25 protein-coding genes and 1 pseudogene are annotated in these 26323 nt (G+C 38.5%); 12 read left to right on the forward strand and 14 right to left on the reverse strand.

What is annotated here, in order from left to right; translation table 11 throughout:
* Window positions 1–99 precede the first annotated feature (99 nt).
* The 7 genes from ABWU87_RS06375 to ABWU87_RS06405 form a co-directional block, all read right to left on the reverse strand.
* The gene (locus ABWU87_RS06375) at window positions 100–561 is read right to left on the reverse strand and encodes a methylated-DNA--[protein]-cysteine S-methyltransferase (RefSeq protein ID WP_353334153.1); all 462 of its coding nucleotides are present in this window, start codon (window positions 559–561) and stop codon (window positions 100–102) included.
* Between the two features lie 20 nt (window positions 562–581).
* Window positions 582–3329 carry a methionine synthase gene (gene metH, locus ABWU87_RS06380; RefSeq protein WP_353334154.1) on the reverse strand — a complete coding sequence of 916 codons (2748 nt, stop codon included), beginning with the start codon at window positions 3327–3329 and terminating at the stop codon, window positions 582–584.
* A gap of 24 nt (window positions 3330–3353) precedes the next feature.
* Window positions 3354–4292 (reverse strand): nucleoside recognition domain-containing protein, encoded by a 939-nt coding sequence (locus tag ABWU87_RS06385; RefSeq protein WP_353334155.1) that lies wholly within the window; start codon window positions 4290–4292, stop codon window positions 3354–3356.
* A 2-nt stretch (window positions 4293–4294) separates the two neighbouring features.
* Window positions 4295–4747, reverse strand: a complete 453-nt coding sequence (gene smpB, locus ABWU87_RS06390; RefSeq protein ID WP_353334156.1) for an SsrA-binding protein — start codon at window positions 4745–4747, stop codon at window positions 4295–4297.
* 3 nt (window positions 4748–4750) lie between these two features.
* Entirely contained in the window at window positions 4751–5338 is a 588-nt protein-coding gene (locus tag ABWU87_RS06395; RefSeq protein ID WP_353334157.1) for a YIP1 family protein, read from the reverse strand.
* 1 nt (window position 5339) lies between these two features.
* Window positions 5340–6149 carry a NigD1/NigD2 family lipoprotein gene (locus ABWU87_RS06400; RefSeq protein ID WP_353334158.1) on the reverse strand — a complete coding sequence of 270 codons (810 nt, stop codon included), beginning with the start codon at window positions 6147–6149 and terminating at the stop codon, window positions 5340–5342.
* Window positions 6150–6225: 76 nt separating this feature from the next.
* Window positions 6226–6732: a DMP19 family protein gene (locus tag ABWU87_RS06405; protein ID WP_353334159.1), complete on the reverse strand. Its 507-nt coding sequence runs from the start codon at window positions 6730–6732 to the stop codon at window positions 6226–6228.
* Between the two features lie 305 nt (window positions 6733–7037).
* On the opposite strand from ABWU87_RS06405, the gene ABWU87_RS06410 reads away from it, so the two are divergent.
* From ABWU87_RS06410 to ABWU87_RS06470, 12 genes and pseudogenes are all read left to right on the forward strand, one after another.
* The gene (locus ABWU87_RS06410) at window positions 7038–7739 is read left to right on the forward strand and encodes an iron-sulfur cluster assembly scaffold protein (protein ID WP_353334160.1); all 702 of its coding nucleotides are present in this window, start codon (window positions 7038–7040) and stop codon (window positions 7737–7739) included.
* A 20-nt stretch (window positions 7740–7759) separates the two neighbouring features.
* A complete protein-coding gene (locus tag ABWU87_RS06415; protein ID WP_353334161.1) occupies window positions 7760–8770 on the forward strand; it encodes a GGGtGRT protein in 1011 nt (336 codons plus the stop codon).
* Between the two features lie 96 nt (window positions 8771–8866).
* On the forward strand, window positions 8867–9400 hold the full coding sequence (locus ABWU87_RS06420) for an outer membrane beta-barrel protein (RefSeq protein WP_353334162.1): 534 nt from the start codon (window positions 8867–8869) through the stop codon (window positions 9398–9400).
* Between the two features lie 513 nt (window positions 9401–9913).
* Entirely contained in the window at window positions 9914–10612 is a 699-nt protein-coding gene (locus ABWU87_RS06425; protein WP_353334163.1) for a DUF1003 domain-containing protein, read from the forward strand.
* Between the two features lie 751 nt (window positions 10613–11363).
* Window positions 11364–11984, forward strand: coding sequence for a TetR/AcrR family transcriptional regulator (locus ABWU87_RS06430; RefSeq protein WP_353334164.1), 621 nt, complete (start codon window positions 11364–11366; stop codon window positions 11982–11984).
* Between the two features lie 66 nt (window positions 11985–12050).
* Window positions 12051–13316: a TolC family protein gene (locus ABWU87_RS06435; protein ID WP_353334165.1), complete on the forward strand. Its 1266-nt coding sequence runs from the start codon at window positions 12051–12053 to the stop codon at window positions 13314–13316.
* A gap of 12 nt (window positions 13317–13328) precedes the next feature.
* The gene (locus ABWU87_RS06440; protein ID WP_353334166.1) at window positions 13329–14234 is read left to right on the forward strand and encodes an HlyD family secretion protein; all 906 of its coding nucleotides are present in this window, start codon (window positions 13329–13331) and stop codon (window positions 14232–14234) included.
* Window positions 14234–15908, forward strand: a pseudogene (locus tag ABWU87_RS14925) (ATP-binding cassette domain-containing protein). Before ABWU87_RS06440 ends, ABWU87_RS14925 begins: the two are co-directional and overlap by 1 nt.
* A gap of 4 nt (window positions 15909–15912) precedes the next feature.
* A complete protein-coding gene (locus ABWU87_RS06455) occupies window positions 15913–17019 on the forward strand; it encodes an ABC transporter permease (RefSeq protein ID WP_353334169.1) in 1107 nt (368 codons plus the stop codon).
* Window positions 17020–17022: 3 nt separating this feature from the next.
* A complete protein-coding gene (locus ABWU87_RS06460; protein WP_353334170.1) occupies window positions 17023–18138 on the forward strand; it encodes an ABC transporter permease in 1116 nt (371 codons plus the stop codon).
* A gap of 120 nt (window positions 18139–18258) precedes the next feature.
* The gene (locus ABWU87_RS06465; RefSeq protein ID WP_353334171.1) at window positions 18259–19161 is read left to right on the forward strand and encodes an AraC family transcriptional regulator; all 903 of its coding nucleotides are present in this window, start codon (window positions 18259–18261) and stop codon (window positions 19159–19161) included.
* Between the two features lie 115 nt (window positions 19162–19276).
* Window positions 19277–20398 carry an ABC transporter permease gene (locus ABWU87_RS06470; RefSeq protein ID WP_353334172.1) on the forward strand — a complete coding sequence of 374 codons (1122 nt, stop codon included), beginning with the start codon at window positions 19277–19279 and terminating at the stop codon, window positions 20396–20398.
* Between the two features lie 329 nt (window positions 20399–20727).
* Here the strand turns inward: ABWU87_RS06470 and ABWU87_RS06475 are convergent, their stop codons facing one another.
* The 7 genes from ABWU87_RS06475 to ABWU87_RS06505 all read right to left on the reverse strand — a co-directional run bounded on the left by ABWU87_RS06475 (window position 20728) and on the right by ABWU87_RS06505 (window position 26116).
* Window positions 20728–20877, reverse strand: a complete 150-nt coding sequence (locus ABWU87_RS06475; protein WP_353334173.1) for a hypothetical protein — start codon at window positions 20875–20877, stop codon at window positions 20728–20730.
* A gap of 366 nt (window positions 20878–21243) precedes the next feature.
* Entirely contained in the window at window positions 21244–21852 is a 609-nt protein-coding gene (locus tag ABWU87_RS06480) for an aminotransferase class IV (protein ID WP_353334174.1), read from the reverse strand.
* Window positions 21849–22826, reverse strand: coding sequence for an aminodeoxychorismate synthase component I (locus ABWU87_RS06485; RefSeq protein ID WP_353334175.1), 978 nt, complete (start codon window positions 22824–22826; stop codon window positions 21849–21851). Before ABWU87_RS06485 ends, ABWU87_RS06480 begins: the two co-directional genes overlap by 4 nt.
* Window positions 22827–22902: 76 nt before the next feature.
* Window positions 22903–24096 carry a hypothetical protein gene (locus ABWU87_RS06490; protein ID WP_353334176.1) on the reverse strand — a complete coding sequence of 398 codons (1194 nt, stop codon included), beginning with the start codon at window positions 24094–24096 and terminating at the stop codon, window positions 22903–22905.
* 31 nt (window positions 24097–24127) lie between these two features.
* Complete coding sequence (locus ABWU87_RS06495) at window positions 24128–24724, reverse strand: carboxypeptidase regulatory-like domain-containing protein (RefSeq protein ID WP_353334177.1); 597 nt, start codon at window positions 24722–24724, stop codon at window positions 24128–24130.
* Between the two features lie 577 nt (window positions 24725–25301).
* Window positions 25302–25622 (reverse strand): heavy metal-binding domain-containing protein, encoded by a 321-nt coding sequence (locus ABWU87_RS06500; RefSeq protein ID WP_353334178.1) that lies wholly within the window; start codon window positions 25620–25622, stop codon window positions 25302–25304.
* Between the two features lie 107 nt (window positions 25623–25729).
* Window positions 25730–26116 (reverse strand): DUF302 domain-containing protein, encoded by a 387-nt coding sequence (locus ABWU87_RS06505; RefSeq protein ID WP_353334179.1) that lies wholly within the window; start codon window positions 26114–26116, stop codon window positions 25730–25732.
* Window positions 26117–26323: the final 207 nt, after the last annotated feature.

Consider the following 26323-nt stretch of genomic DNA (forward strand, 5'->3'; position numbering starts at 1 on the left):
AGACCTATTATCAACAGAAAACTAAATAAAACGCATCAGGGTCTATTGAAAATCATCGCGTTTAATTATGAGAAGTCATAAAATTCAGAGCACGCACAATTAGAAAAGAGTCACTCCTTCCAGACGTAACAATCTGGTCTTTATATCAAGTCCACCAGCATAACCTCCCAACTTATTATCAGCAGCAATGACCCGATGACATGGAATTATAATTGCAATCGGATTTCGTCCGTTTGCACTTCCTACTGCCCTACAAGCTTTTGGGTTTCCAACTCTTTCAGCTAGTTGCCTATAACTGATAGTCTGACCATAGCTTATGGTCTGTAAAGCCTTCCATACCGATTGTTGGAAAGAAGTTCCCTGTACTGCTAATGGAAGCGTAAAGTCGTGTCGACATCCGGCAAAGTATTCGTCAAGTTGACGAATACAGTCTCGTAATACTTCAGGTATCACTTTGGAAGCTATCCCGGCAGCCTCTGCAAACTGCAGTTGGGTGATATGTGACTCTGTCGATCGTATTTCAAGGACACCAACCGGAGATGTATAATAAAAGGTATACATATTATTCTGAACTTTTTTGTTTAAAACAAATTAAGCTTATTTTTCTGAGCCTCCTCAATAGATACTGTTTCTACTTCTTTTTTAAGAAGATTGTTTTGACGAAGAGTTTCATATTCCTTCGAAAGTTCCTCAGCAAGAACTTTCCGTGCTTCAGTATTTATTAACCGTGCAGCAATCGATGCATTCTGTGCGGCATCTTTCATATGAGCAACAATTCCACGGTATACCGGTGCAATTTTCAAAGCTGTATGCAATTTAGAGGTTGTTGCACCACCAATCATCAGAGGAATATCCACCCCTGCCTTCTGAAGTTCAGAAGCTACATGCACCATTTCTTCCAAAGAAGGTGTAATCAAACCGCTCAATCCGATAAAATCAACTTTCTCCTCAATTGCGCGCTGCACGATTACTTCAGCAGGAACCATCACACCTAAATCGATAACTTCATAATTATTGCAGGCCATAACTACCGAAACAATGTTTTTCCCAATATCATGAACGTCTCCCTTAACCGTAGCAATAAGCATCTTTCCAGCAGAAGAGGAACCCTCCTTTTTCTCTGCCTCGATAAGAGGCTGAAGAATTGCCACAGCCTTCTTCATTGTACGAGCAGTTTTTACCACCTGCGGAAGAAACATCTTACCATCTCCAAAAAGTTCACCTACTGTATTCATTCCAGCCATTAACGGACCTTCAATAATATCTACCGCTTTCTTATAAAGAGGAATAATCTCGGCCAAGTCCTCTTCAAGATAGTCTCCAATGCCCTTTATTAAAGCATATTTCAAACGTTCGTTGACGTTTTCATCTCTCCAAGCATCATGTTTTACCTCCGACTGACCAGCATCTTTAGCAGTATTTTTAAGATTTTCAGCAGTTTCTATTAATATTTCAGCAGCATCTGGACGACGATTAAGCACTACATCCTCAATCTTCACAAGTAAATCCGGTTCAATATCGGTATACATAACAGCTGTAGCCGGATTCACAATCCCCATATCAAGTCCTGCCTGAATGGCATGATAGAGAAATACCGTATGCATAGCCTCGCGAATATAATTATTACCCCTGAAAGAGAATGAAAGATTACTGATTCCACCACTGATATGTGCGCCGGGAAGATTCTTCTTAATCCAGGCAGTAGCATTAATGAAGTCGACCGCATAATTGTTGTGCTCCTCCATTCCCGTTGCAATAGCCAACACGTTGGGGTCGAAGATGATATCATTCGGATTAAACTGAGCTTTATCCACCAGCAAACGATAGGCACGCTCGCATACCTCAATCTTCCGGTCACAGGTATCAGCCTGTCCTTTTTCGTCGAACGCCATCACCACAACTGCGGCTCCATATTTTCTAATTGTACGGGCACGCTCCAGGAACACTTCCTCACCCTCTTTCAATGAGATGGAATTTACAATTGATTTACCCTGCAGGCATTTCAATCCGGCAACAATCACCTCCCATTTTGAGGAGTCAATCATCACCGGTACACGAGCTATTTCTGGCTCTGAAGCAATCAGGTTCAGGAAAGTAGTCATTTCCACCTGGGCATCAAGCAAACCTTCGTCCATATTCACGTCAACAACCAAAGCCCCATCTTCCACCTGAGCACGAGCAATGGAAAGAGCCTCATCGTATTTCTTTTCATTTATCAGACGAAGAAACTTTCGGGAACCTGCCACATTGCAACGTTCACCTACATTCACAAAATTGATTTCTGGTTTTACTTCAAGCAATTCCAGTCCGGAAAGCCACATACAATGGGGAGCCAGAACAGGTTTATGAGGAACCTTGCCTTCAATCAGAGCACTGTACTGCGCAATATATTCATTGGTGGTGCCACAGCAGCCACCTATTATATTTACCAATCCTTCTTCAATATACTCTTTAACCTGCTCTGCCATCTGCTCAGGAGTCTGATCATACTTACCCAAACTGTTTGGAAGACCAGCATTAGGGTATGCACTAATATAATAAGGTGCACGAGCGGCCAGACCTTCAAGATAAGGTTTCAGCTGTTTGGCCCCAAATGAACAGTTTAACCCTACTGAGAATATAGGAGCATGTTGTACAGAGGCCAAGAAAGCATCCAGAGTCTGTCCTGAAAGAGTGCGTCCGCTTGTATCGGCAACAGTAACCGAAAGCATGATTGGCAACTTCACTCCTTTTGTCTCCATTGCACTCTCTGCGGCATAGATAGCTGCTTTTGCATTAAGCGTATCAAAAATTGTTTCAATCAGGATAGCATCTACTCCCCCATCAATCAAAGCCTCAATCTGTTGCTGATAAGAAACTGCCAGTTCATCATACGTCAATGCACGAAAAGCCGGATTATTCACGTCGGGCGACATCGAACATGTTTTATTAGTTGGTCCTATAGAACCAGCCACAAATCTGGGTTTATCCGGATTCAAACGAGTATATTCATCAGCCACCTCACGAGCGATAGCAGCGGCAGCCAGATTTATTTCTCGTACATATTCCTGTACATGATAATCAGCCATAGAAACCGTAGTAGAGCTGAAAGTATTTGTTTCAATAATATCTGCACCAGCCTCCAGATATTTTCGGTGAATATCTCGAACTACATCAGGACGAGTTAGACAAAGCAAATCATTATTCCCTTTCATCTGTCCGGGAATATGAACAAAACGTTCACCACGAAAATCTTCTTCTCGCAGATTATACTGTTGGATCATTGTGCCCATAGCTCCATCCAAAATCAGGATGCGCTCGGAAACTAACTGTTGAATGGTTGGTTTCATTTATATATTATTTATATTTTTATATTACACAGTGCATTTCTTCACCAGAGGAAGATCTAGCAGACGTAAGCACCATACTACCAAAAAGGCAAACCCCATACGTGTAAAAAGAATCCACCCCATACTAATACCTAAAGCACCATACAAAAGAGTATCTTCAAGCATTGAATGAGAGATAGCTAGGTGGTGATTCAGCACATTTGCATCTTTCTGGCTGATGATTCCGCTTTCCGTCTGTTCAACCATGATAGCCCCACCATATGCCAGACCAACAACATTTCCTACTATCCATAAAAAGGAGGTACGGCCAGACATTCCAAAGAAACGCATAAATGGATTTAATGGACGAGATATTACCTCAAAAAGATTATACTCTTCTAGTAATTTCTGAAGTATCATTAGTGCAGAGACAATAAATACTATAGTGATAATCAGTGTTACGGAAGTATTAAACCAAGCATTCAGAACTTGCATTGCAGATGTAAAAACTTCAGGTTGAGTAACCACCTCAAAATGCTCATTAGAAAGTGGCATAATCAAGTTCAGCGCAAATGCCACAATAAGGGCCATTCCAATGCGCAAGGTACACATCCACCAGAAAGAAGAACCCGTCTTTTTCTGAACGGCACTTTCAACAAGCAGGTTATGCGCAAGCAAACACATGATAGAAAGGATGGTCGCTTCTCTTAAAGTGATAGTAAGCGAAGTCATCACAGCAATCGATGCATACAACGGCAAGAAAATACTGGTTAAAAAAACAATTGCCGTTTCTCCCGGTAATCCGATGAAGTGAAAAAGCGGATTCATATACTCAGCCAGATAGCTTAATACGCCTGAATATTGCAAAAAACGCACAATCAATGAAACCGGAAGTATAATTTTCAACAACCAGAGACTGGTTTTTCCCGCTTTGGGTAGTGCGGACTTAACACATTTCAAGAGTCGTGCAGGAAAGTCTTTCATCCTTATTTCTTAAACATTCTATCCATTTCACGTTTGTCATCTTTTTCTCTCAATGACTGACGTTTATCATATTGTTTCTTACCCTTTGCCAAGGCTATCACAACTTTTGCCAACCCTTTTTCATTGATAAACATACGAATCGGAACAATGGTAAATCCAGTCTCTTTAGTGGCTCTCTCAAGTTTTCGCAACTCCTTTTTACTAAGCAATAATTTACGATCACGACGAGCCACATGGTTATTGTAGGATCCATAAAAATACTCTGCAATATGCATATTTTTCACCCATAGTTCCTGACGTGAGAAAAAGCAAAAAGTATCTACCAGACTAGCTTTTCCCAAACGGATTGATTTAATTTCAGTACCCGTAAGGACAATACCGGCTGTAAAAGTCTCCACCAACTCATAATCGAAAGTGGCACGTTTATTTTTTATATTAACAGGAGCTTGTTTCATTCGTTAGTTCAAAAGGAATGTCAGTTTATTAAAGATCCGTTCAATGACAAACGGACATAATATTATCACTATGGAAGTAAAAACAGAGAACCAGGTTCTTTTGTTTTCATTTACGCCCAACAATACTCTAGCTCCTTCCCAGATTATATAAATAATGTAGAACTGAAATATTATACTGAGTATATAGAAGGCAGGAACTAGTTCAACGATAATTTTTAGAACAAAAGGCACAACCATTGCATACCCTACTAATTGTTCAGCATGATGGATATCGCAATCTAAACGAAACATGCCACGCATCATTTTACAGATTGTTTTAGCCGCCAGGAAAAAACCTGCAAAGAATGCCACAAACACAGCACAGCAACGAGTCATGGCTAACTGAAATAACTGGTTTGTGGTGAGATCCTCACTGCCGATGTTATATATAAACACACTTGCAAAAACAGCCATACCGCATAAACCAATCATAGGATAGACAAAAGCAGCCATGCCCTTTCGCCTATCCTCTTCTAAACTAATTTCCTCCCATGCCTTGGCAGGAGAGGAAATTAATATTTTTACTTGTTTAAATAAATTCTTGTAATTCAAATCAGTTTAGATCATATTTCACAGAGTAGGTTTTCTTGTAAGTATCATCTGCCCCTCCGTTTTCCGTTGTATTAATATTGATAATGAGTTTGCTTTTATTTGTATTTATATTATTCAGCACATTTTTAATATTAAAAGACATAAAATAAAGTGATGGATAGCTGGATCCCAGCACATTTGAAGGAGTTCCCATACCAGTATCTCCGTTCTTATTATGACTTAAATAAAGATTCAAAGTATCAGGATCCGCAGAACTTTCACTTCTTCCGATTTCCTGATTTTCATAATGGAATAAAGTAAAGTAATGACGTACTTTATTTATATTATACATGGGAGCAATTGTCAGATAACCATTATTAACTAAAGCATAATCCGTTTGAGTAAATCCGCTCAATTGGATAATAGGATCTGATTTGATGGAATCATTTTCAGCCCCTTTGGTAACTTGAGCTACCGGATGATCAATGCTAACAATAAAATTCAGACTGATATGGTATATCTGCTTATCTGGGTCCAAAGAAGACTGACTGTTTAGTTCTTCAGGATTAGTGAATTTATATTGTATAAAAGCTCTGTCTATTCCGTCTAAGGTAACTCCATTTGCATTCAATATAGCAATAGATTCTTCCGAAGGAATCAGTGTCTCTCCATTATCAGCAAGCAATGTATAACCTCCCAGATAACCTTGTACGACTCTTGCAAATCCAGAATTATTTACAGAATTATTATTGTCATCGTTTTTAATACATGATGATAAAAAAGGCATTAAAGCCAAGACAAAACATAAAACAATAAATTTAATTTTCTTCATTTTCGTGTTTTTTTAGTTTGAATTTCATTTGACTGTAATCTGAAAACGACACATTTTCATTAATACTGCATCCCAATTATTTTATTATTGCGAATTCTTCCAAATGATCATCAACAAATTCTGCGATTGTAGCTGTAACCTCCTCCTCAGCATCCAGAAATTCCTCTTCCAGATCATCAAAAGCTTCATATAGTTCGTACATGGCCATAAATTCCTCTTCCGTCCTCTCTTTTTCCAGATCTTCTTTGTTGGCATCATAAATTTTCTTTGCCTTATAGATCAGTTTAGAGAATCCCTCGACACCGAACATTCTCATGGATTTTGCAAACGGATTATCAAAGATGTATCCACCGTACCCATTCTGAATCAGCTGCACAAAGCCTCCTTCCATCACCTCTTCACGAAAGAAATGATAAGCCAGCAAGGAGTGCTGATATCCATTAAGCAGTTCCATCGTTTCCGCATTCAGTTTACCTCCTATCACCTCCAAATATTTTTTGGTAAAGACACTGATAAACTCATCCATGCCAAGTGAAGCTGCCTCTTTCAGGACATCATCCGAAACTTCGATTGTTGTAGCCATTTATTTCTTATTTTTTGAGTTGTCAAAGATAGTGATTATTGGGTAAATTATCCAAGGAAAATAGATTAAAATATATTTCTTCGTTCGAACAGGTAATCCCCTGAAACAATAAGGCTCTGGATAAAATAAAAAGAAAATGCAACCTACACATTACAAAAGACAATTTGAATTGCCCCATTAATTCCTTATTTACAAAAAAGTGATTATTTATACTTTGCGAAAATGAATAAAAGAACTAACTTTGCGTTCGATTTGAAAAAATCGAGGTTACGAGTTTTTTATTTAATACGTAAAAAAGAGCTAATATGACTTATTCACACGAAGTAGAACACATGTGTGTTGTACAAAAAGGTCCAAATCACGGACCAGCCCCCATACCAGAAGAAGGCAAATGGGTAAAATCAAAAGAAATTGTAGATATCTCAGGTTTAACACATGGTGTTGGTTGGTGTGCTCCTCAACAAGGTGCTTGTAAATTAACTCTGAATGTTAAACAAGGTATTATTCAGGAAGCATTGGTTGAGACTATTGGTTGTTCAGGTATGACTCACTCTGCAGCTATGGCAGCAGAAATTCTTCCAGGAAAAACAATCCTCGAAGCATTGAATACTGACCTAGTTTGCGATGCTATCAACACAGCAATGCGTGAACTTTTCCTTCAGATCGTTTACGGACGTACACAATCTGCTTTCTCTGAAGGTGGTTTGATTATCGGAGCTGGTCTGGAAGACTTAGGTAAAGGTCTGCGCAGCCAGGTAGGTACGCTTTATGGAACTTTAGCTAAAGGTCCTCGTTACCTTGAAATGGCAGAAGGTTACATCAAGACAATCGCTCTTGACAAGAATGATGAGATTTGCGGGTACGAATTCGTTCACATGGGTAAGTTCATGGACGAAATCAAGAAAGGTACTGATGCTAACGAAGCATTGAAGAAAGTAACCGGTACTTACGGACGCTTCACTGCTGAACAGGGAGCTGTTAAACACATTGATCCACGTCACGAATAATATAAGGAGGAAAAGAAACTATGATTAGAGAAGTAAAATTTGAAAGTCAAGACCGTCGTATCAAAGGTATCATCGAAACTTTGAACGCTAACGGCATCAAAGACATTGAAGAAGCAAACGCTATCTGCGAAGCTGCCGGAATTGATCCTTATATGACTTGTGAAGAGACTCAGCCTATCTGTTTTGAAAATGCAAAATGGGCTTACGTAGTAGGTGCTGCCATTGCTATCAAAAAAGGTTGCAAAAATGCTGCTGAAGCTGCTGAAGCAATCGGTCTTGGTTTGCAGGCATTCTGTATCCCGGGTTCTGTAGCCGCGGATCGCAAAGTAGGTATCGGTCACGGTAACCTTGCTGCGATGTTGCTTCGTGAAGAAACTAAATGTTTCGCTTTCCTTGCTGGTCACGAATCATTCGCTGCTGCTGAAGGAGCAATCAAAATCGCTGCTAAAGCTGACAAAGTACGTAAAGAGCCGTTGCGCTGTATCCTGAACGGTCTTGGAAAAGACGCAGCTCAGATCATCTCTCGCATCAACGGGTTTACATATGTTCAAACACAATTCGATTATTATACTGGCGAACTGAACGTAGTTCGTGAAATCGCTTACTCTGACGGTCCTCGTGCAAAAGTTAAATGCTACGGTGCTGACGACGTTCGCGAAGGTGTAGCAATCATGTGGAAAGAAGGCGTAGACGTATCAATCACTGGTAATTCTACTAACCCAACCCGTTTCCAACACCCAGTTGCAGGTACATACAAGAAAGAACGTACATTAGCTGGTAAACCATATTTCTCTGTAGCATCTGGTGGTGGTACAGGTCGTACACTTCACCCAGACAACATGGCTGCTGGTCCTGCTTCTTATGGTATGACAGATACTATGGGTCGTATGCACTCTGACGCTCAGTTTGCTGGTTCTTCATCTGTTCCTGCTCACGTAGAAATGATGGGATTCTTAGGAATTGGTAACAACCCAATGGTAGGTTGTACAGTTGCTGTAGCTGTTGATATCGCTACTGCTTTGGCTAAGTAATTTAAGCTAATCAACTATATTAAAATCCCTGTAGTCTGATGGCTACGGGGATTTTTGCTTTTATACAAACACACTAACATAATTAATATATCAATAATGAGAAAAATAATTTTATTTATTGCTCTGACAGTAACAAGTCTCACTTCTTACGCTCAGAAATTTGAAATAGGCGGAACAGCAAACTTTTGGCGCAATACAGACAGAAACACCACATTTTTTGAAGTCGCTCCAGAGCTCACCTACGAACTTACTGAAAAATGGGGAATAGGAGCATCGGTAGGCTATAGTCAGAACAGACAAAACAATGGTGATGTTCAACTGGAAAAAGAATATAAAATAGCTCCATATGCACGCTATACCTATTTTGACAAGGAAATTATCAGTTTGTTTATTGATGGTGGAATCGGCTTATCCAAAGTAAAATCTGAATATAAGGATGAATTTGAGACCAAAACAGGATTTGAGGCTGGATTTAGACCAGGCGTTGCTATTAAAGTGGCCGGAAGATTTAAGTTCATATCTAAAATCGGTTTTCTGGGCTATCAGAAAAACTATCCTTATCCAGGCAAGTCTTTTGGCTTAAGCTTAAGTGGCGAGAATATTGCTGTAGGTTTTGCATATATGTTTTAAACCGTTATAATTGTAGTACAAGACGCTATATCAAACTCCTGTAACCGAATAGAGTTGCAGGAGTTTTTTATTTATTCTCACTCATTTATCCCGAACTTTTAAGCGCCTCTCCTATTTACATCCTACAACTAGAAGAAAGTTATCATCCAAACCCATTTAAGGTCAAAAAGAAATAAAAAAGTATTATTTACATATGCAAGTAATGTAATTTTTTACATCAAAAAAGATTCAACAGTGGTAAAAGAAGCTGATTTGAAAAGTGATATCAACATTTATACTGAATCAGAATATTTATTGCAGAACATCAAAGCAACAATGATTGCTCTGCTTTACAATAAACCTTTTCTGCATGGATATATAAATTATATACCCCGTAATTTATTTTACTATAAAAAAATATTCATAAAACAATTCAGTGCAGTATATTGTTTCCTTTAAAAATTTGAAGAAGGGAGAATGTATGATATCAATACAAGAATAAGGATTTTCAGAAAAAGATAATATAAATCGGATATGGAAACATTTTACAGCGACTTATCAGGAAACGAATTTCCCGTTTCTGAAAAAATTTCAGGCAAATTTGTGAGAAATTCTATTATGAATCTTATCCAAAAGGAGTACCCGCAATTTACAGAAAATAAATGTTTATCACTTAGTGAACTTAATGTTTATAGAGGGAAGTATATTGAAGCCACTCTTGTTAAACAGGTGGGAGAATTGACAGAGCTAGAAAATAAAGTCTTGAATTCTTTGAAAGACAAAACTACTCTGAGCGATAAATTAGATGATGACGAAAAACAGCCCATTACTTTTGGACAAAGAGTAGCTGACTTAGTAGCCTCTTTCGGAGGTAGCTGGACTTTTATTATTTCCTTCTGTATTTTCCTGGCTGTTTGGATTTGCATAAATTTATATTGGTTTGCAAATAAAGGATTCGATCCATATCCTTTTATTTTGTTGAATCTGATATTGTCAGCCTTGGCGGCTATCCAGGCACCTGTTATTATGATGAGCCAGAACAGACAGGAAGAGAAAGACCGGAAAAGAGCTAAAAAAGATTACATGGTGAATTTAAAATCAGAAATGGAAATCAGGATGTTACAAGAAAAAATCGATCATCTGATAATTAACGAACAGCAGGATGTCTTACAAATTCATAAAATGCAGTTTGAAATGCTGGATGAAATACTTAATCGAATAGGAAAATCATAATTTTCAGTACTAAACAATATTTTCACGGCGCACATTATCATTCTATCATTACGCACAACAGCACATTAATATACAAATAAACAGGTTGATATGTGATAGTAGATTGATTAATCTGTATTAATCCTTTAGAATAAAGCAATGTGCTTAAAAAAATGAAAGTATGTTATCCACTTAACAAAAAGAATCAATAGCATATTGATTGAAAAGAGCTGACCTATTTTGAATCATTCACTTTTAAATAATAACTCCCGCCAGCTTCTAAAAGAAGGTGGCAGGAGTCGACAGGAAAAGTTGTAAAGTTGACCTTTACGGAAGGATATTCTTACTTTTCCCAGAATGTTGTTACAACTAACAACTTTTCAAAAACTTAACTTCATTGTTATCCTAACAACATATCTCAATTACATAATTTCCTTAAACCAGTGAAGAAGCATCTAGCTCGCCTCAATCTTAAAATTTTCTCTCCACTTAGTAAATATATTGATTACTGCATAAAGCTTATATTTATTAAGATATCCACTTCATCTTTATAAAAACAAATAAGATAAGATGAATGTTTCAAATTGTTCTAGTTTAACAGCAAATATCAGAAGAAAACTCTTCTAAATGAACATCTACAATCTTACTCATACTGAAAATCAATACTTTTTTATTATAAGAAAAGAAAAAATATTCGATTTATTTTGGTTATATCAAAAATAGCATATAGTTTTGCATGCAATTAACAATGATGTTAAACACTAATGTTATTATGAAAGAGAAAGAAGAGATTAATACGGAACAGGCAATTCTGGAAGCTGCTGAAAAAGAGTTTCTGGATAAAGGGTATGCCCTGACCAAGACTACCGAAATTGCCAAAATAGCCGGAGTAAACCATGCGATGCTCCATTACTATTTTCGCACGAAAGAGAACTTGTTCAATCAGGTGTTTCAGAAAAAAATGAGTATCCTAATTGCTTCATTTGCAACAAAGGTGGATGAGGAACTTCCCTTTACAGAGAAGATCCGTTTCATCGTTGAAGAGCACTTTAACTTCCTGGCAGAGAACCCCAAGCTACCTTTTTTTATCTTAAGCGAGTTTATTACGAACAAAGAAAGACTTGATAAGCTTTGTGATATGGCAACTCCCGAAATCTCCGGATTCGTGGACAAAATAAAAACGGAAGTTAACGATGAGATTGCAAAAGGAAACATCGCTCCCATCGATCCGTTCAATTTAATTCTGGATATTGTTTCACTAAACGTATTTGCTTTTCTGGCACACCCGCTTGTAGAAAAAGTAACCGAATCAATTGGAAAAGATTATCAGGCTTTTATTGAACAAAGAAGGGATGAAAATGTGTTAGTAATATTAAGAAGGTTGCAAACTTAATTTTTTTACCCTTCCATTAACACCGCTGTTAAATAATTAAGTTGAATATAAATAAAAAATTAATTTATGAAGAAAATGGCATTTCTCCTGGCTGTTCTTGTAAACGGAATCGTTTCGCCATCTTATGGACAACTTTCCATAGATGATTGTTACAAGAAAGCACAGGCAAACTACCCACTGGTAAAGCAGTATGGTTTGATAGAACAAGCTAAAGAATATAATCTATCGAACGCAAACAAAGGGTACCTTCCTCAGTTTGCTTTATCTGCAAAAGCCAGTTACCAATCAGACGTAACTAAAATCCCTATCTCCTTACCTAACATGCAGATTAAGGGAATAAACAAGGATCAGTACCAGTCGGTTATTGAAGTAAATCAAACCATCTGGGACGGAGGAATTATCCGAAATCAAAAAAAGATAACCGAAGCCGGTTCTGTCCTGGAAAAGCAGAAACTCGACGTGGACATGTATACCATCAATGAACGGGTAAACCAGCTCTTCTTCGGAATCTTGCTGCTCGATGAGCAGATCAGACAGAATATATTGTTGCAGGATGAATTGAAACGAAATTATGCACAAGTCTCTTCGTATTTGGCCAATGGCATTGCCAATCAAGCAGATCTAGATGCCATCAAGGTAAACCAGCTGAACACCACTCAACGGAAAGTGGAACTGGAAGCCACCCGCAAAGCATATCGGGAGATGCTGTCGGCTCTGATAGGCGAATCCATCAAAGAGGGCGATTACCTGATAAAGCCGTCGACGATTGAAAGCGCTTCACTGTCGACAACAATCAACCGACCGGAACTGCAACTGTTCGATGCCCAGAAGCAGCAGTTAGAAACACAAAAGGAGATGATCAATGCACGAAACCTCCCCAAACTGGGATTATTTGTTCAGGGAGGATACAGCAATCCGGCACTGAACATGCTGAAAAGCGAATTCTCGACCTACTACATAGCCGGAGCCCGTTTAACATGGAACTTCGGAGGGCTCTATACCAAAAAGAATGATAAAAGGTTGCTTGAAAACAATCAGCAGAACGTAGCCATTCAAAAAGAGACATTCCTGTTCAACACCAACCTTAAAATGACCCAACAGAGCCACGAAATTGAGAAGATGAAGCAGCTGATGCAAGATGATGATGAAATTATTCGGTTGCGGACAAACATCAAGAATGCAGCGGAAGTGAAGGTTAAGAACGGTACATTGAGTGTCACCGAGCTACTAAGGGAAATCAATTCGGAGGATCAGGCAAAGCAAAACAAGGCATTGCACGAAATCCAGCTAATTATGTCAATCTATAATTATAAAAACAGTACAAACAACTAAATCAGATTTCATATGAAACTCATTAAATCCATATTATTCAGCGCAATTGCAACAACTCTATTTTCCGCCTGCGGAAACGGAAACGGAAAGTACGATGCCACCGGAACCTTTGAAGCAACCGAAGTCATTGTTTCATCAGAAGCCACCGGCAAATTAATGGAGTTCAATGTTACCGAGGGAGATTTGTTAGAACAAGGTGCACAGGTAGGATATGTGGACACCGTACAACTTTACCTGAAAAGGCTCCAACTGCAGGCCAGCACCAGTGCGGTAAGAAGTCGGCGCCAGGATGTAAGCAAGCAGATTGCTGCCATCAAGCAACAGATAGCCACCCAGCAACGGGAAAAAGAGCGTTTTGAGAATCTGGTAAAGAACAATGCCGCCAACCAGAAGCAGGTTGATGACATCAATGCACAAATAGCATTTCTCCAGAAACAACTGGCAGCCCAGACCTCTACCCTCGAAAACAGCAATGCCTCTGTTTCCGGAGAAAGCTCAGCACTGGAGATACAGATTGCCCAACTTGAAGATCAGCTACAGAAATGCCACATCATCTCTCCCATCAAGGGAACTGTGTTAAGCAAGTATGCCGAGAAGGGCGAACTGGCCACACCGGGAAAAGCTCTATTTAAAGTGGCCGATATTGAAAATATGTTCTTGCGGGCATACGTTACCTCAGATCAGCTCTCAAAGATGAAAATAGGTCAGAAAGTAAAAGTCTATGCCGACTTTGGCGGTGATAACGTAAAAGAGTTTCCAGGCACGGTAAGCTGGATATCCAACAAATCGGAATTCACCCCCAAGGGCATCCTCACAAAAGACGAACGCGCCAACCTGGTGTATGCCGTTAAGATTGCCGTTAAGAACAACGGAGATATTAAGATAGGAATGTACGGAGAAGTTAGCTTTACAAAATAATGGCAGCAATCGAAGTTAATAATATCTCAAAAAAATACGGTGAAGTAGAAGCATTAAGAGGCGTCTCATTTTCCGTAAACGAAGGAGAGATTTTCGGCCTCATCGGTCCCGACGGATCGGGAAAGACTACCCTCTTCCGTATTCTGACCACACTGATCAGAGCCAATAGTGGTACAGCCACGGTTGATGGTCTGGATGTGGTAAAGAATTACAAAGAAATTCGTAACCGAGTGGGATATATGCCTGGGCGCTTCTCTCTTTACCAGGACCTGAGCGTTGAGGAAAATCTGACTTTCTTTGCTACTGTGTTTAACACCACCATTAAAGAGAATTATCACCTGATAAAAGATATCTATCAGCAAATCGAGCCATTCAAGGACCGACGCGCCGGAAAGCTTTCAGGGGGCATGAAGCAGAAACTGGCTCTTAGCTGTGCCATGATACATAAGCCAACGGTTCTTTTCCTCGACGAACCTACTACCGGAGTGGATCCAGTTTCCAGAAAGGAATTCTGGCAAATGCTACAAGCGTTGAAGGAGCAAGGAATCACTATTCTTGTTTCCACCCCATACATGAACGAGGCCATGTTGTGCGATCGTATTGCCATGATTCAGGAAGGGATTTTCCTAGGGATAGAAACTCCACAGGAAATCATCGGCAACTTTAAAGAGACAATCTGGTCGGTAAAAAGCCATAAAATGTCGGGGTTGCTGAATGATTTAAGAACTTGCCATGGAGTCAAAAGCTGCTTCGCTTTCGGTGATGTACATCATGTCACAGTGGATGAATCACTTCTTACACCTGCTGAATTGGAAAGACTTATGCAGGAAAAAGGGCATTTAAATATTGAAATCAGGGCCATTGAGGCGTCTATCGAGGACTGCTACATGCAACTGGCTTCTAAAAAGAGCTGAAAAGAAAGTACGTATGAATGAAAATAAAATAGTAATAGAAACCAATGAATTGACCAAACGTTTTGGCCATTTCACTGCCGTAGACCATATTACCTTCAATGTTCACGAAGGAGAGATATTCGGTTTCCTCGGTGCAAACGGAGCCGGAAAAACTACGGCAATGAGGATGCTCTGCGGTCTTAGCAAGCTCTCTTCCGGAACCGGGAAAGTTGCAGGTTTTGACATCAGCCGGCAATCGGAACAGGTAAAGCGCAACATTGGTTACATGAGTCAGAAGTTTTCTCTTTACGAAGACCTTAAAGTATGGGAAAACATCCGTCTATTTGCCGGAATCTATGGAATGAAAGAGAAAGAGATTGCAGCGAAGAGTGATGAACTGCTTGCCAGTCTGGGATTTGAATCGGAACGAAACACATTAGTTGCCAGCCTGCCACTGGGATGGAAGCAGAAGCTCGCTTTCTCCGTAGCTATCTTTCATGAGCCGAAGATTGTTTTTCTGGACGAACCCACTGGAGGTGTTGACCCTGCTACCCGTCGTCAGTTCTGGGAACTGATTTATCAGGCTGCTGACAAAGGAATTACAGTTTTCGTAACCACTCATTATATGGATGAAGCCGAATATTGCAACCGGGTATCGATTATGGTAGATGGAGTAATTGAGGCTCTGGACAGTCCCTCCAATCTAAAAAAACAATACAACGTTCTCGACATGGAAGAGGTATTCTTTAAACTGGCACGTAAAGCAAAAAGAGGAGAATAAGGACATGAAGCAGTTTTTATCATTTGTAACAAAAGAGTTTTATCATATCGCACGCGACAAACGCACCATCCTGATACTTCTAGGTATACCTATTGTGCAGATAATTCTATTCGGATTTGCCATCACTACCGAAGTTAAAGATATCCGTATGGCAGTATTCGATCCATCAAAGGATGAGGTCACACAAAAAATAATAGATAAACTGGACGCCAATGAATATATAAATGTGGTCAGTGTGATAGACCATCCGGAGGACATAGAATCTGCATTCCGGAAAGGAAAGGCTGATATTGCTGTAATTTTTAACCAGCATTTCAGTGACAATTATCGCCATACGGGAGAAGCTTCCGTGCAACTAATTACTGACGGCACTGATCCTAACACCGCCTCTATCTTAACGGGTTATGTAACAAATATCCTAATGGCTGCCCAACAAGAAATAAACGTTCAGTATAAGTCGCCGCTTTCAATTACCCCGGAAGTTAAGTTATTATATAATCCGGGAATGAAGGGAGCGTACAACTTTGTGCCAGGTGTAATGGGGCTTATCCTTATGCTTATTTGTGCCATGATGACCTCTATCTCAATAGTAAGAGAAAAAGAGATGGGAACAATGGAGGTTCTATTGGTATCGCCCATGAAGCCGATTTATATTATTGTGGCAAAAGCAATTCCATACCTGGTACTTTCGTGCATTAATATTATCACCATACTCTTATTATCAGTGTATGTATTGAATGTACCGGTAGCGGGAAGTCTTACCCTGCTCTTTGGGATATCTCTTCTCTTCATTCTGGTATCACTCACCATTGGATTATTAATATCTACAATAGTCAAGACTCAGGTAGCAGCTATGCTTGCCTCGGGTATGGTTTTGATGCTTCCAACCATTCTGCTTTCAGGTATGATTTATCCAACAGAAAACATGCCGTTTCTTTTGGAATGCATAACCCACATCATTCCAGCAAAATGGTATATTATATGTGTTAAGAAAATTATGGTTGAAGGACTTGGCTTCACATTCGTACTGAAAGAAGTTGGTATTCTTTTAGTAATGGCTACCGTTTTACTAATAATAAGCCTCAAGAAGTTTAACGACAGACTGGAATAGATTATGATAAAATATTTAATAGAAAAAGAATTCAAGCAGATATTCCGAAACAGTTTTATTCCCAGATTAATTATTGCTTATCCAATTTTTATGATGCTGATTCTTCCATGGGCAGCCGATCTGGAGATAAAGAATATCAATCTTTACATTGTGGACAATAACCACAGCCAGTATTCAAGGCAACTAACCCAGAAAGCTGCTGCATCAGATTATTTCAGACTAACGGATGTTTCATCTTCTTATGATGAAGCCATAAAAAGTGTGGAAAGAGGAGATGCAGACATCATTATGGAAATTCCGGCTAATTTTGAACAGGATTTGATTAAAAGTGGAAATACTAAATTGTTGATTTCTGCCAATGCAGTAAATGGAACAAAAGGAGGATTAGGTAGTTCGTATCTCTCGAGTATGATAACAGACTTCACTGCAGATATTAAAGATAAATGGATACAGCCTCAAAAAAAGGAAGCCATCACTCCTTCTATTAAAATAGAGACACAGTATCGCTTTAATCCGCACCTCGACTACAAAGCATTCATGATTCCGGCACTGATGGTGATGTTGCTCACTATTTTATGTGGATTTTTGCCAGCCCTTAATATTGTTGGCGAAAAGGAGAAAGGGACCATTGAACAAATTAATGTAACTCCGGTAAAGAAATTCACGTTTATCATAGCCAAAATTATTCCTTATTGGATAATCGGATTCATGGTTATTACAATTTGTTTCGGATTGGCAGCACTTGTCTACGGTCTGATGCCGATTGGACATCTAAGCACCATCTATCTGATTGTTTTGCTATATGTATTAACTATATCCGGATTTGGACTGGTTATTTCCAACTATTCTGATACGATGCAACAGGCCATGTTTGTAATGTGGTTTTTCGTTCTGATTCTAATGCTGTTAAGCGGGCTATTTACCCCCATCAATAGCATGCCTCACTGGGCACAGATTATTACCGATTTCAATCCGCTCAAATATTTTGTTCAGGTAATGCGGGCTGTATACCTCAAAGGCAGTGGCATTATGGATCTTATTCCTCAGATTTCTGCACTGATGATATTCATGGTATTGATTAATTCATGGGCTGTTGTTAGTTACAGAAAAAAATCTTAAATAATATATGGCTTTCTGGAAATAGAGTAAGAACCGTAAATGACGGGTATTGTGTTTAAGCGGTTCAGCATATTTATTTAAACTAAAGTGTATATAGATTATTTAATCCATTTAAATAAAATGAATTTAAACAGTATAACAGCAAAGCCTGCAGCATTCAATGCAGGCTTTGCATCAAACTCCTTCAACGGCAAGATGATAAAAGAGGATATTATGCTTTATTTTCTGCAAAATATTATCTTAGATAAATATTATAAGTCAACAAACAAGATTGGTATTATAGAAGTACGTAAAGGGACATTAGAGGTAAAAATAAACAACCAGCAATACTCATTATCTCATGGCTCAATAGCTTATATCCCCTCCAATGCGTCTTTCAGTATGAAATCAGCTGATTCCATGCTTGAAGGATATATCATGATCTTATCCGACTTTTTCGTTGAATCCGTTCAAACTCCATTCTTAATAAACCTGGGTACTCCTTTTGTTATACATAATCAAGATTCGGCTAATAGTCTGCAAAATAAATTTGATCAGATTTTCGTGCTGATAAAAGATGAAATATCAAACAAAGAGCATATCTTTCAGCGAGAAAAGTTATCAAACCTGGTTTCCATATTCTTTATCGACATCCTGAATGCATTTGCAAAGCAGCACTCTGTATCTGAAAATCTTTATGCTGATGGCAAAACGACAAGAGGAATGAAACTGACCAAGGATTTTATAAATCTGGTAAAGCTTCACTCACACAATCAGAGGCAAATAAATTTCTATGCCGACAAGCTCTGTATAACTCCCAAATATCTGTCAAAGCTGATAAAGGAAACATCGGGAATATCGGCAAACGAATGGATTACCAGCACAGTTATAAAAGACGCGAAATACCTTTTAAAAATTTCAGGAAATAGTGTAAAAGAAGTTTCTAATGCTCTTAATTTTCCTAATCAAAGTTTCTTTGGGAAATATTTCAAAAAGAAAGTAGGTATCTCTCCCAGAGACTATCAAAGAGCTGGCGCTTTATAATCAATCATATTAAATGGTAATGCAATATTAATATATTACAACCTTTTACTTAGTTTCATTGTTTATATATGACTTTCCATTTTTGGTAAATTTTATATAGATATTGAAATAAGTTATGGTAATAAAATATCTTATTGAAAAAGAATTCAAGCAGATAGCACGCAATAAATTTCTGCCACGATTAATAGCCATTTATCCAATCGTCATCATAATGGTACTTCCCTGGGCAGCAAATCTGGAAATTAAGAATATCAATCTTTGTGTTGTAGATAATAATCACAGCCAATATTCCCGGCAATTGATTCATAAAGTAGTTTCATCGGGATACTTCCGGCTGGCGGATGTTTCATCCTCTTATGATGAAGGCATAAAAAGTGTAGAGAAAGGAAGATCGGATATTATTCTGGAGATTCCGGCCAATTTCGAGCGAGACCTTATTAAAGAAGGGAACGCCAGATTGCTTATCTCCGTAAATTCTGTAAATGGAACCAAAGGAATGCTGGGAAGTGCATACATGTCTTATATTGTTTCCGACTTCTCAGATGACATAAAAGATCGGTGGGTAGAGCCCCAACATGTCACTAATATCAATCCCAAGGTTAAGATTGTTGCACAAAGCCGTTTCAATCCTCATCTTGATTACAAGGTATTCATGATTCCGGCACTGATGGTAATACTGCTTACCGTATTCTGCGGTTTTCTTCCTGCCTTGAACATTGTCATTGAAAAAGAGAAAGGAACCATTGAACAGATTAATGTAACTCCAGTAAGCAAATTCTCATTCATCATAGCCAAGCTTATCCCCCACTGGATTATCGGCTTTTTTGTGCTTTCCATTTGTTTGGCACTGGCAGCTCTGGCTTATGGACTTGTTCCAAACGGACATCTTAGCACCATTTATTTACTGGCTTTGCTTTATGTTCTCATTGTCTCCGGATTTGGACAGGTTCTCTCCAACCACTCTGCAACCATGCAGCAAGCCATGTTCGTGATGTTCTTCTTTATGATGATTATGATTTTGTTAAGCGGTCTTTTTACCCCTATTCACAGTATGCCTCATTGGGCCCAAACCATTACCATCTTCAACCCGCTGAAATATTTCGTTCAGATTATGCGGTCGGTCTATCTAAAAGGAAGCGGCCTTGCAGACCTTGGCACCCAGATACTGGCACTTTCCATTTTTGCCGTATTCTTTAATACCTGGGCAATTCTTAGTTACAGAAAGAAGTCGCAGTAAAAACCATACGAATTTAATTAAAGTCCATGTAGATATATTCTGTTTCAGTAAGGGAAAACCAGAAAGTAAATTTCATCCACCTCTCTTGGCTGTTTTTCATATCAAATCCCCATAGCATTAATTTCAAAAAGTAGCACAAGTCACGCAAGTCACGCACTTTCGCTATAACGCATTTATATTCAACACAATACAGGTGCGCGACTTCTGCGTAAGCACTGCGTGACTTCCAGCGCGTGGCTTACCCGCCATCGCAGCCACCCAATTTTACAAAGCGGCATCGCAGAGGCGCCTTCTCCACACAACAGGCTATTGCCGGCAAACATTTGTATCTAATCTTTATTCCACGATGTTATATTTCTCTGTTTACCCGGGTGTACAGGCAGCGTATATCCGGGTGTACAGAGTCCCTCCATCCGGGTGTACCGACTGTGTACATCCGGGTGGACGGAAAGAAATAAGGCGTCAAATTTTGAAATCATGCCGATAAAATATGTTTAAATCCGCATAAATATGGGTAGTTCCATACGATTATGATCTCTATAGATATCACTAAACAACTTAATTTACACATATCCAAATACTTGTCTTTTATTTACAAAACTAATAAATAGGCTATAACCTGTGTGTTGGGAGAAAAAGTAAGTCCTTAGTTCGCAACTGAATCTAACAAGACGGTATCGCGGAGACGCTTGCGGAGGAAGTGCGTGACTTAAAAGAAGTCACGCGCTTTTTCGGACGAAGTAACGCACCTATAACAAGCTATCCAATAGCGAATTACAGCGATTCCGCGTGACTTGCGTGACTTGCGCGACTTTATTGAATCAAGCCTATGGGGAAATGAGAAATCAGAACTGAATGTTAGCTACCGGAATGGTTATTTCATCTTCAATTCCAAGCATGGCATTTATCAGATACAGCTTTTCAAAAGAGGCGAGGTTGTTTACTGTTATCTCCATGGGAACCACTTTGCCTTCGGCCAGTAATCGCTGACGACAGGTGCCGTTCAGCAAATAAGAATTCGGTGTATAATAACCTTTTTCATCACTCAGCACCACGTTGCTGTAGCTTGTATCGGTTATCAGTCCGCTGCGGACAATCAACACATCATCACACTCCCCTTTTTCCTGAAGCAATCTTGTCAGGCAGCTTCTGTTGGCATACTTATGCGAATAATCAATGCCGGTTCCATCCACCAGTTTTAATGAACCAATCCGTTTGGGTGTATAAGGTTGAAATTCGACCTCCTCCACTGAGGCACCGTAAAGAATACGGCATTTCACATTTCCCTGGCTCATTGCTTCGGGAACAACCAGTTCCTGAAAAAGAGTCTCCTGAACTGATGTACCAAAGAATTCCTTCACGGTCTGCCTCATTCTCTCCAAATGAAGTTCAGGATGAATAAATGCACCGTCAACTACTTTGACTGTTTCTAAAAATTGCAGATAACCCCTCATAACGGCAAATATATTTTATCCAACACTTCCTGATACTCCTCTTCGGGTTTGCTGTTCACGGTTATTCCTCCCCCGCTGCGGAAGTAATATTTTCCACCTTCCTGTTCAATATAGCGAATCATAACGGCACTGTCCAGTGTTTCTCCGTCGTAATAACCAAACACCCCTGTATAATATCCCCGGTTCATTTTCTCTGCCTCGCGGATAGTGTTTACGGTGGACTGTTTAGGTGCCCCCGATATTGAACCGGCCGGCAGCATATCGAAAATGATGTTTCCCAGCCGTTCGTGGTAATTCCCGGAAAGCTTTCCGCAAATCTCCGAACTGGTTTGCAACAACTCTTTTTGGTTGGTTTTCAGTACATCCACATACCGAAATCTCCGCACCCTCACCTGCTCAGCCACTATGCTAAGATCATTGCGAATTAGGTCCACTATCGTATTGTGCTCACATGTCTCTTTGTAATCCGCCATCAACTGCTCTGCCGCATTTGGTAGAGAGGCGTCAATAGTTCCTTTCATGGGATAAGAGGAAATTTCGCCGGATGTTATCTGTACGAAACTCTCAGGCGAGAAACAAACGAACTTGCCCGGCATCAGGATTTTGTAACGTGCATGAGACCGGGAATAAATATCTTCCAGCGAAAGATTACATTCAATGGGAGTCCTTTCCGTGAGATTCAGCAAGAAAGAGTTTCCTTTATGCAAGGCAGTACTTACAAGTCCAAATTTCCGCAGGTAGTCCTGATAGCTGCCCGGAGTTTTTGTGAGCCGAGCCGGAGCTTGTCCGGCAACAGGCAATGTAGTATGGTTTGATTGGTTTCCTATTGTAAATAAGAGGGAATGGTTTTCCATCGGGTGTTCGATAAAGAATCCATTTTCCATCTCAAAATCAACGCCAAAGAGATAGGGAACCCGCCTTTTACCGGCAACATTCATCTTACGACATACTAAATTTGCATCCAGTTCAATCATGGGTGCAAAAGTACAAAAACAAACAGAAACAATCACGTTCAAAAAAAATAATCATTCCTGTTTGCACAAGATATAGTTAGAACGTGTATCCTATTTTTAGCTGAGCAATTTTCATTTTGTCATTATAACCAGTACTAGTTTCATAAGTCATCCGACAGAAAATAAAACGTTCATTTTTTAGTTTGTAATCAAGACCTATTCCACAATACAGTCCCCAAAAAGAAGATTGAGGAAGGGCTTTATCGTCCTTTTGATTCGCACGGAAAGTCTTATTAGTAAATACCATCTCTGAATAAAGTGAACTGGATGATTTGAAAAGATTCTGATAAACACCGCCTGCTTCAATGGTGGGGCGTACTTTCGGCGTATTTAATGTATATTTCAGACCTAACTTCCCACTTGCCATCAATGCTTGAAAATTATATTTGGAATAGACTGAATTCGTTGCCGAAAAATCCGTATTTCCTTTAATGCTTGATAAAGAAAGATCGCCTTGCAAGCTTAAAGACTTAATAAAACGTGGATTCGAAATGTTTATCTGACTGCCAATTACAGGCATAATTGACTTAGCCGACTCAAACAAGATTAGTTCTTCTCTACCGAAGCTATAATCAATATATTGCAAGCCTCCATATAAAGAAAAATTTATTTTTGTAAATTTTTTCTTATAATCATTTTCAAATACAAGGCATTCTTCTCCGGAGGTACACATTTCGTCATGATATCTTTTTGTCAATTCAATCATGGAACTTCTTCCAAGTCCCACGTTCTCAACCTTCTTTAAAACAGGATCACAATCCCGAAAAACATAACCCAATATTCCTCTATATTTTAAATCAATTTTGAATTTATAATCAACTATTTGATTAGTTTTTTTGGAAAGAGGAATCATTCTCCCATCTTCATTTTCAAAAAAATAGTAGTCAATTTCGCCTGGATAAAAATAGAGATTTTTGATCCCTTTAACCAAAAACTCCAGAAAGACATTCATTGAAACACTATCAACAGTAATCGGATGAGAAACATAATACTTTCTTTCATTAATAAGCCTGTATCCTTTTATTTCACCAGGATGAAAAATCTGTTCAGTTGCATGGCTTGATGATTTAAACCGACAGATACTTGAATTGCTTTTATCGGTTCTGAAATCTATCAAACCATTTATTGTATCATTATTATTTGTGAGAATATATCCTTTTTTATAATTGCTTTGTGCGTTCACAGATATAGTAATGAAAAGGAATGACAAAAGTATATAGCTGAATTTCATGTCTTATTTATTTTAGTTTTCTGCTTATTCATTAAGCCGGTTTTGCATCCTGAGTTATATATATTAAGCACTTAAGTCCGTATTCTGCATTTAACGTAATAGTGGCCAAACGTGGTTCTGAGGTAAGATTTGCTGCATATTCAATATAAACAGAAGCTTCATCACTCGAACACCTCACCCATTCGTCTTTACATTCAACTTCAAATTTTACGTTAGTTTGGACTTTAACAAACTGTTTTCCTGCATTATTTTTTACAAATATATTAGAAAACTCTGTTTTAACATAAGCATCCTCAACAAGGGTATTCATTTTTACGTTAATCTTCTGATGCTCGCCACCAACAATTGCCATTGTTATCATTTTAGTAGTATAGCCCTCTTTGGAGAGTGTAATAAAGCCTGTTCCTCCAGATGGCAAATTAATTATATATTTACCATCCGAAGATGTATGAACAGTCCAATCGTTTGTAGTTGTTTTAAATTGTAGCGACACATTATCTATTCCGTTTCCAGAAGAATTGGTAACGATGCCAGTAATTTTTGTCGGTTCATCTACATCAGTTAATGTACAGGAATATAAAATCAGTGCTAATGCAAGATTAAAGACAACAAATGATAATTTTCGCATACCATCAAAATTAAAAGTTATAAACAACATCTATTCATATTTAACCGCTTATCGACATTATTATTTAATATCAAGTAGATTTTGAAATTTTAGAAAATAAAAAACAAATATAAATATTATATATTAATTTATACACAAAAAAAAGAGATTTTCAGCAAATTCATTACGAATTACTACTTATTAAACAGGCTGTTAGCAATATTTCCCACCTCAAGATAATAGATGTGAGCACTTTTATCTATCTTTGTAGTCGGTAAGAATCAGAAAGGACAATCCCTTTTTACTGATTTAAAAAGATAGAAATTTACCATAAAAAAGAATGAATACAAAATCGGATAAACCAACAAAAGAGATCCCTCGGAAAAACGGGAAAAAAGTCGAACCTACCGGTAAAAGAATCGGCAAGTCAAGACCTTCTAAAGCTAATAATCAGCGAAATAGAAGAGTGAAATAGTACAACAAAGAAGTAATTGCATCAAAAAATATAAGCTTCCAGGATAATTAAGTACCTATGGAAGCTTATTTCATTGGCAACAAAACCCTTATCCCTTCTCAGGAATACGGTTCTTCATCACATTTATTTTGAATGTGGAAGCGGACCGGGCATATACCCTTTATGTCCCTTCTCAGGTTTGGTACTCTTTATCTTTTTGGGAGCTTCTTTCTTAACTGCCACTTTTTTCTCAACCAACTTCATCCCGCATTGCGGACATTTACCCGGCTTATCCATCATAACTTTAGGATGCATAACGCATGTATACTTCACCACACACTCCTTAGCAGGAGTAGCCTTTTCTGCAGATTTATGAGGTTTCTGGCTATAGACAACATTAAAGGAGGAACCTGCAAAAAATAATCCGAGGGCAATAACTAATGAATAAATAAAATTTGCTTTCATAATATACACACTTTTAATTAGCAACAACTTTAAATCGATTTATATCCACCATAGTTTTAATTCGTCTCTCAGAAAGAGACACTATACATTTAATTAAAACCGGTTCACTACAAGGATGAAACAGCATGTTTGAGCTTTTCTTGTACATTTGCAGCAATTTTCTCCAATTCCGGATTTTCGATAGCCAGCATAGAAGCTACCGGATCAACAGCTGCAACCTCTATTTTATCAATGGCCAATTCCTGGATAATTACATTACAGGGAAGCATTGTTCCAATTTTATCCTCAACCTGCAGTGCCTTGTAGGCAAATGCAGGATTGCACGCCCCCAGAATCTTGTATCTTCTGAAATCAATATTTAGTTTCTCTTTCAGTTTATCATGAATATTGATTTCAGACAAAACACCAAAGCCTTCATTTTTTAATGATTCAACAACTTTACTCTGTGCTTCCTCAAAACTTACATTCAAAATTTTACTAATATAGTACTTCATTTCTTCATATTTTTAATCCTTATATTAACAATTATCTCCTGCATCTTGTTTTATAACTTAGAAACTTTAACCGACCTGCCAACTTCGTCTAAAAAGACTTTTAAGAGGTCTGGACTAAGACTATTTCGAATGGAAAGCTTTATTGGTTTGTTGATTAGTTATAAGATCTTATTCTGCTTTCCAGGGCGAACATTCAAAATGAACCAT

This window comes from Bacteroides sedimenti (genome assembly GCF_040365225.1).
In the GTDB taxonomy this organism is placed as follows: domain Bacteria; phylum Bacteroidota; class Bacteroidia; order Bacteroidales; family Bacteroidaceae; genus Bacteroides; species Bacteroides sedimenti.

What these genes read in the sequence shown, in the direction of transcription:
- ABWU87_RS06505 (WP_353334179.1), bottom strand. Translation starts at nt 26,116, where the DNA reads ATGAAGTACTATATTAGTAAAATTTTGAATGTAAGTTTTGAGGAAGCA.
- ABWU87_RS06500 (WP_353334178.1), bottom strand. Translation starts at nt 25,622, where the DNA reads ATGAAAGCAAATTTTATTTATTCATTAGTTATTGCCCTCGGATTATTT.
- ABWU87_RS06440 (WP_353334166.1), top strand. Translation starts at nt 13,329, where the DNA reads ATGAAACTCATTAAATCCATATTATTCAGCGCAATTGCAACAACTCTA.
- smpB (WP_353334156.1), bottom strand. Translation starts at nt 4,747, where the DNA reads ATGAAACAAGCTCCTGTTAATATAAAAAATAAACGTGCCACTTTCGAT.
- metH (WP_353334154.1), bottom strand. Translation starts at nt 3,329, where the DNA reads ATGAAACCAACCATTCAACAGTTAGTTTCCGAGCGCATCCTGATTTTG.
- ABWU87_RS06405 (WP_353334159.1), bottom strand. Translation starts at nt 6,732, where the DNA reads ATGGCTACAACAATCGAAGTTTCGGATGATGTCCTGAAAGAGGCAGCT.
- ABWU87_RS06415 (WP_353334161.1), top strand. Translation starts at nt 7,760, where the DNA reads ATGATTAGAGAAGTAAAATTTGAAAGTCAAGACCGTCGTATCAAAGGT.
- ABWU87_RS06455 (WP_353334169.1), top strand. Translation starts at nt 15,913, where the DNA reads ATGAAGCAGTTTTTATCATTTGTAACAAAAGAGTTTTATCATATCGCA.
- ABWU87_RS06425 (WP_353334163.1), top strand. Translation starts at nt 9,914, where the DNA reads ATGGAAACATTTTACAGCGACTTATCAGGAAACGAATTTCCCGTTTCT.
- ABWU87_RS06435 (WP_353334165.1), top strand. Translation starts at nt 12,051, where the DNA reads ATGAAGAAAATGGCATTTCTCCTGGCTGTTCTTGTAAACGGAATCGTT.
- ABWU87_RS06470 (WP_353334172.1), top strand. Translation starts at nt 19,277, where the DNA reads ATGGTAATAAAATATCTTATTGAAAAAGAATTCAAGCAGATAGCACGC.
- ABWU87_RS06410 (WP_353334160.1), top strand. Translation starts at nt 7,038, where the DNA reads ATGACTTATTCACACGAAGTAGAACACATGTGTGTTGTACAAAAAGGT.
- ABWU87_RS06400 (WP_353334158.1), bottom strand. Translation starts at nt 6,149, where the DNA reads ATGAAGAAAATTAAATTTATTGTTTTATGTTTTGTCTTGGCTTTAATG.
- ABWU87_RS06385 (WP_353334155.1), bottom strand. Translation starts at nt 4,292, where the DNA reads ATGAAAGACTTTCCTGCACGACTCTTGAAATGTGTTAAGTCCGCACTA.
- ABWU87_RS06490 (WP_353334176.1), bottom strand. Translation starts at nt 24,096, where the DNA reads ATGAAATTCAGCTATATACTTTTGTCATTCCTTTTCATTACTATATCT.
- ABWU87_RS06480 (WP_353334174.1), bottom strand. Translation starts at nt 21,852, where the DNA reads ATGAGGGGTTATCTGCAATTTTTAGAAACAGTCAAAGTAGTTGACGGT.
- ABWU87_RS06485 (WP_353334175.1), bottom strand. Translation starts at nt 22,826, where the DNA reads ATGATTGAACTGGATGCAAATTTAGTATGTCGTAAGATGAATGTTGCC.
- ABWU87_RS06465 (WP_353334171.1), top strand. Translation starts at nt 18,259, where the DNA reads ATGAATTTAAACAGTATAACAGCAAAGCCTGCAGCATTCAATGCAGGC.
- ABWU87_RS06495 (WP_353334177.1), bottom strand. Translation starts at nt 24,724, where the DNA reads ATGCGAAAATTATCATTTGTTGTCTTTAATCTTGCATTAGCACTGATT.
- ABWU87_RS06475 (WP_353334173.1), bottom strand. Translation starts at nt 20,877, where the DNA reads ATGATTTCAAAATTTGACGCCTTATTTCTTTCCGTCCACCCGGATGTA.
- ABWU87_RS06430 (WP_353334164.1), top strand. Translation starts at nt 11,364, where the DNA reads ATGAAAGAGAAAGAAGAGATTAATACGGAACAGGCAATTCTGGAAGCT.
- ABWU87_RS06375 (WP_353334153.1), bottom strand. Translation starts at nt 561, where the DNA reads ATGTATACCTTTTATTATACATCTCCGGTTGGTGTCCTTGAAATACGA.
- ABWU87_RS06420 (WP_353334162.1), top strand. Translation starts at nt 8,867, where the DNA reads ATGAGAAAAATAATTTTATTTATTGCTCTGACAGTAACAAGTCTCACT.
- ABWU87_RS06460 (WP_353334170.1), top strand. Translation starts at nt 17,023, where the DNA reads ATGATAAAATATTTAATAGAAAAAGAATTCAAGCAGATATTCCGAAAC.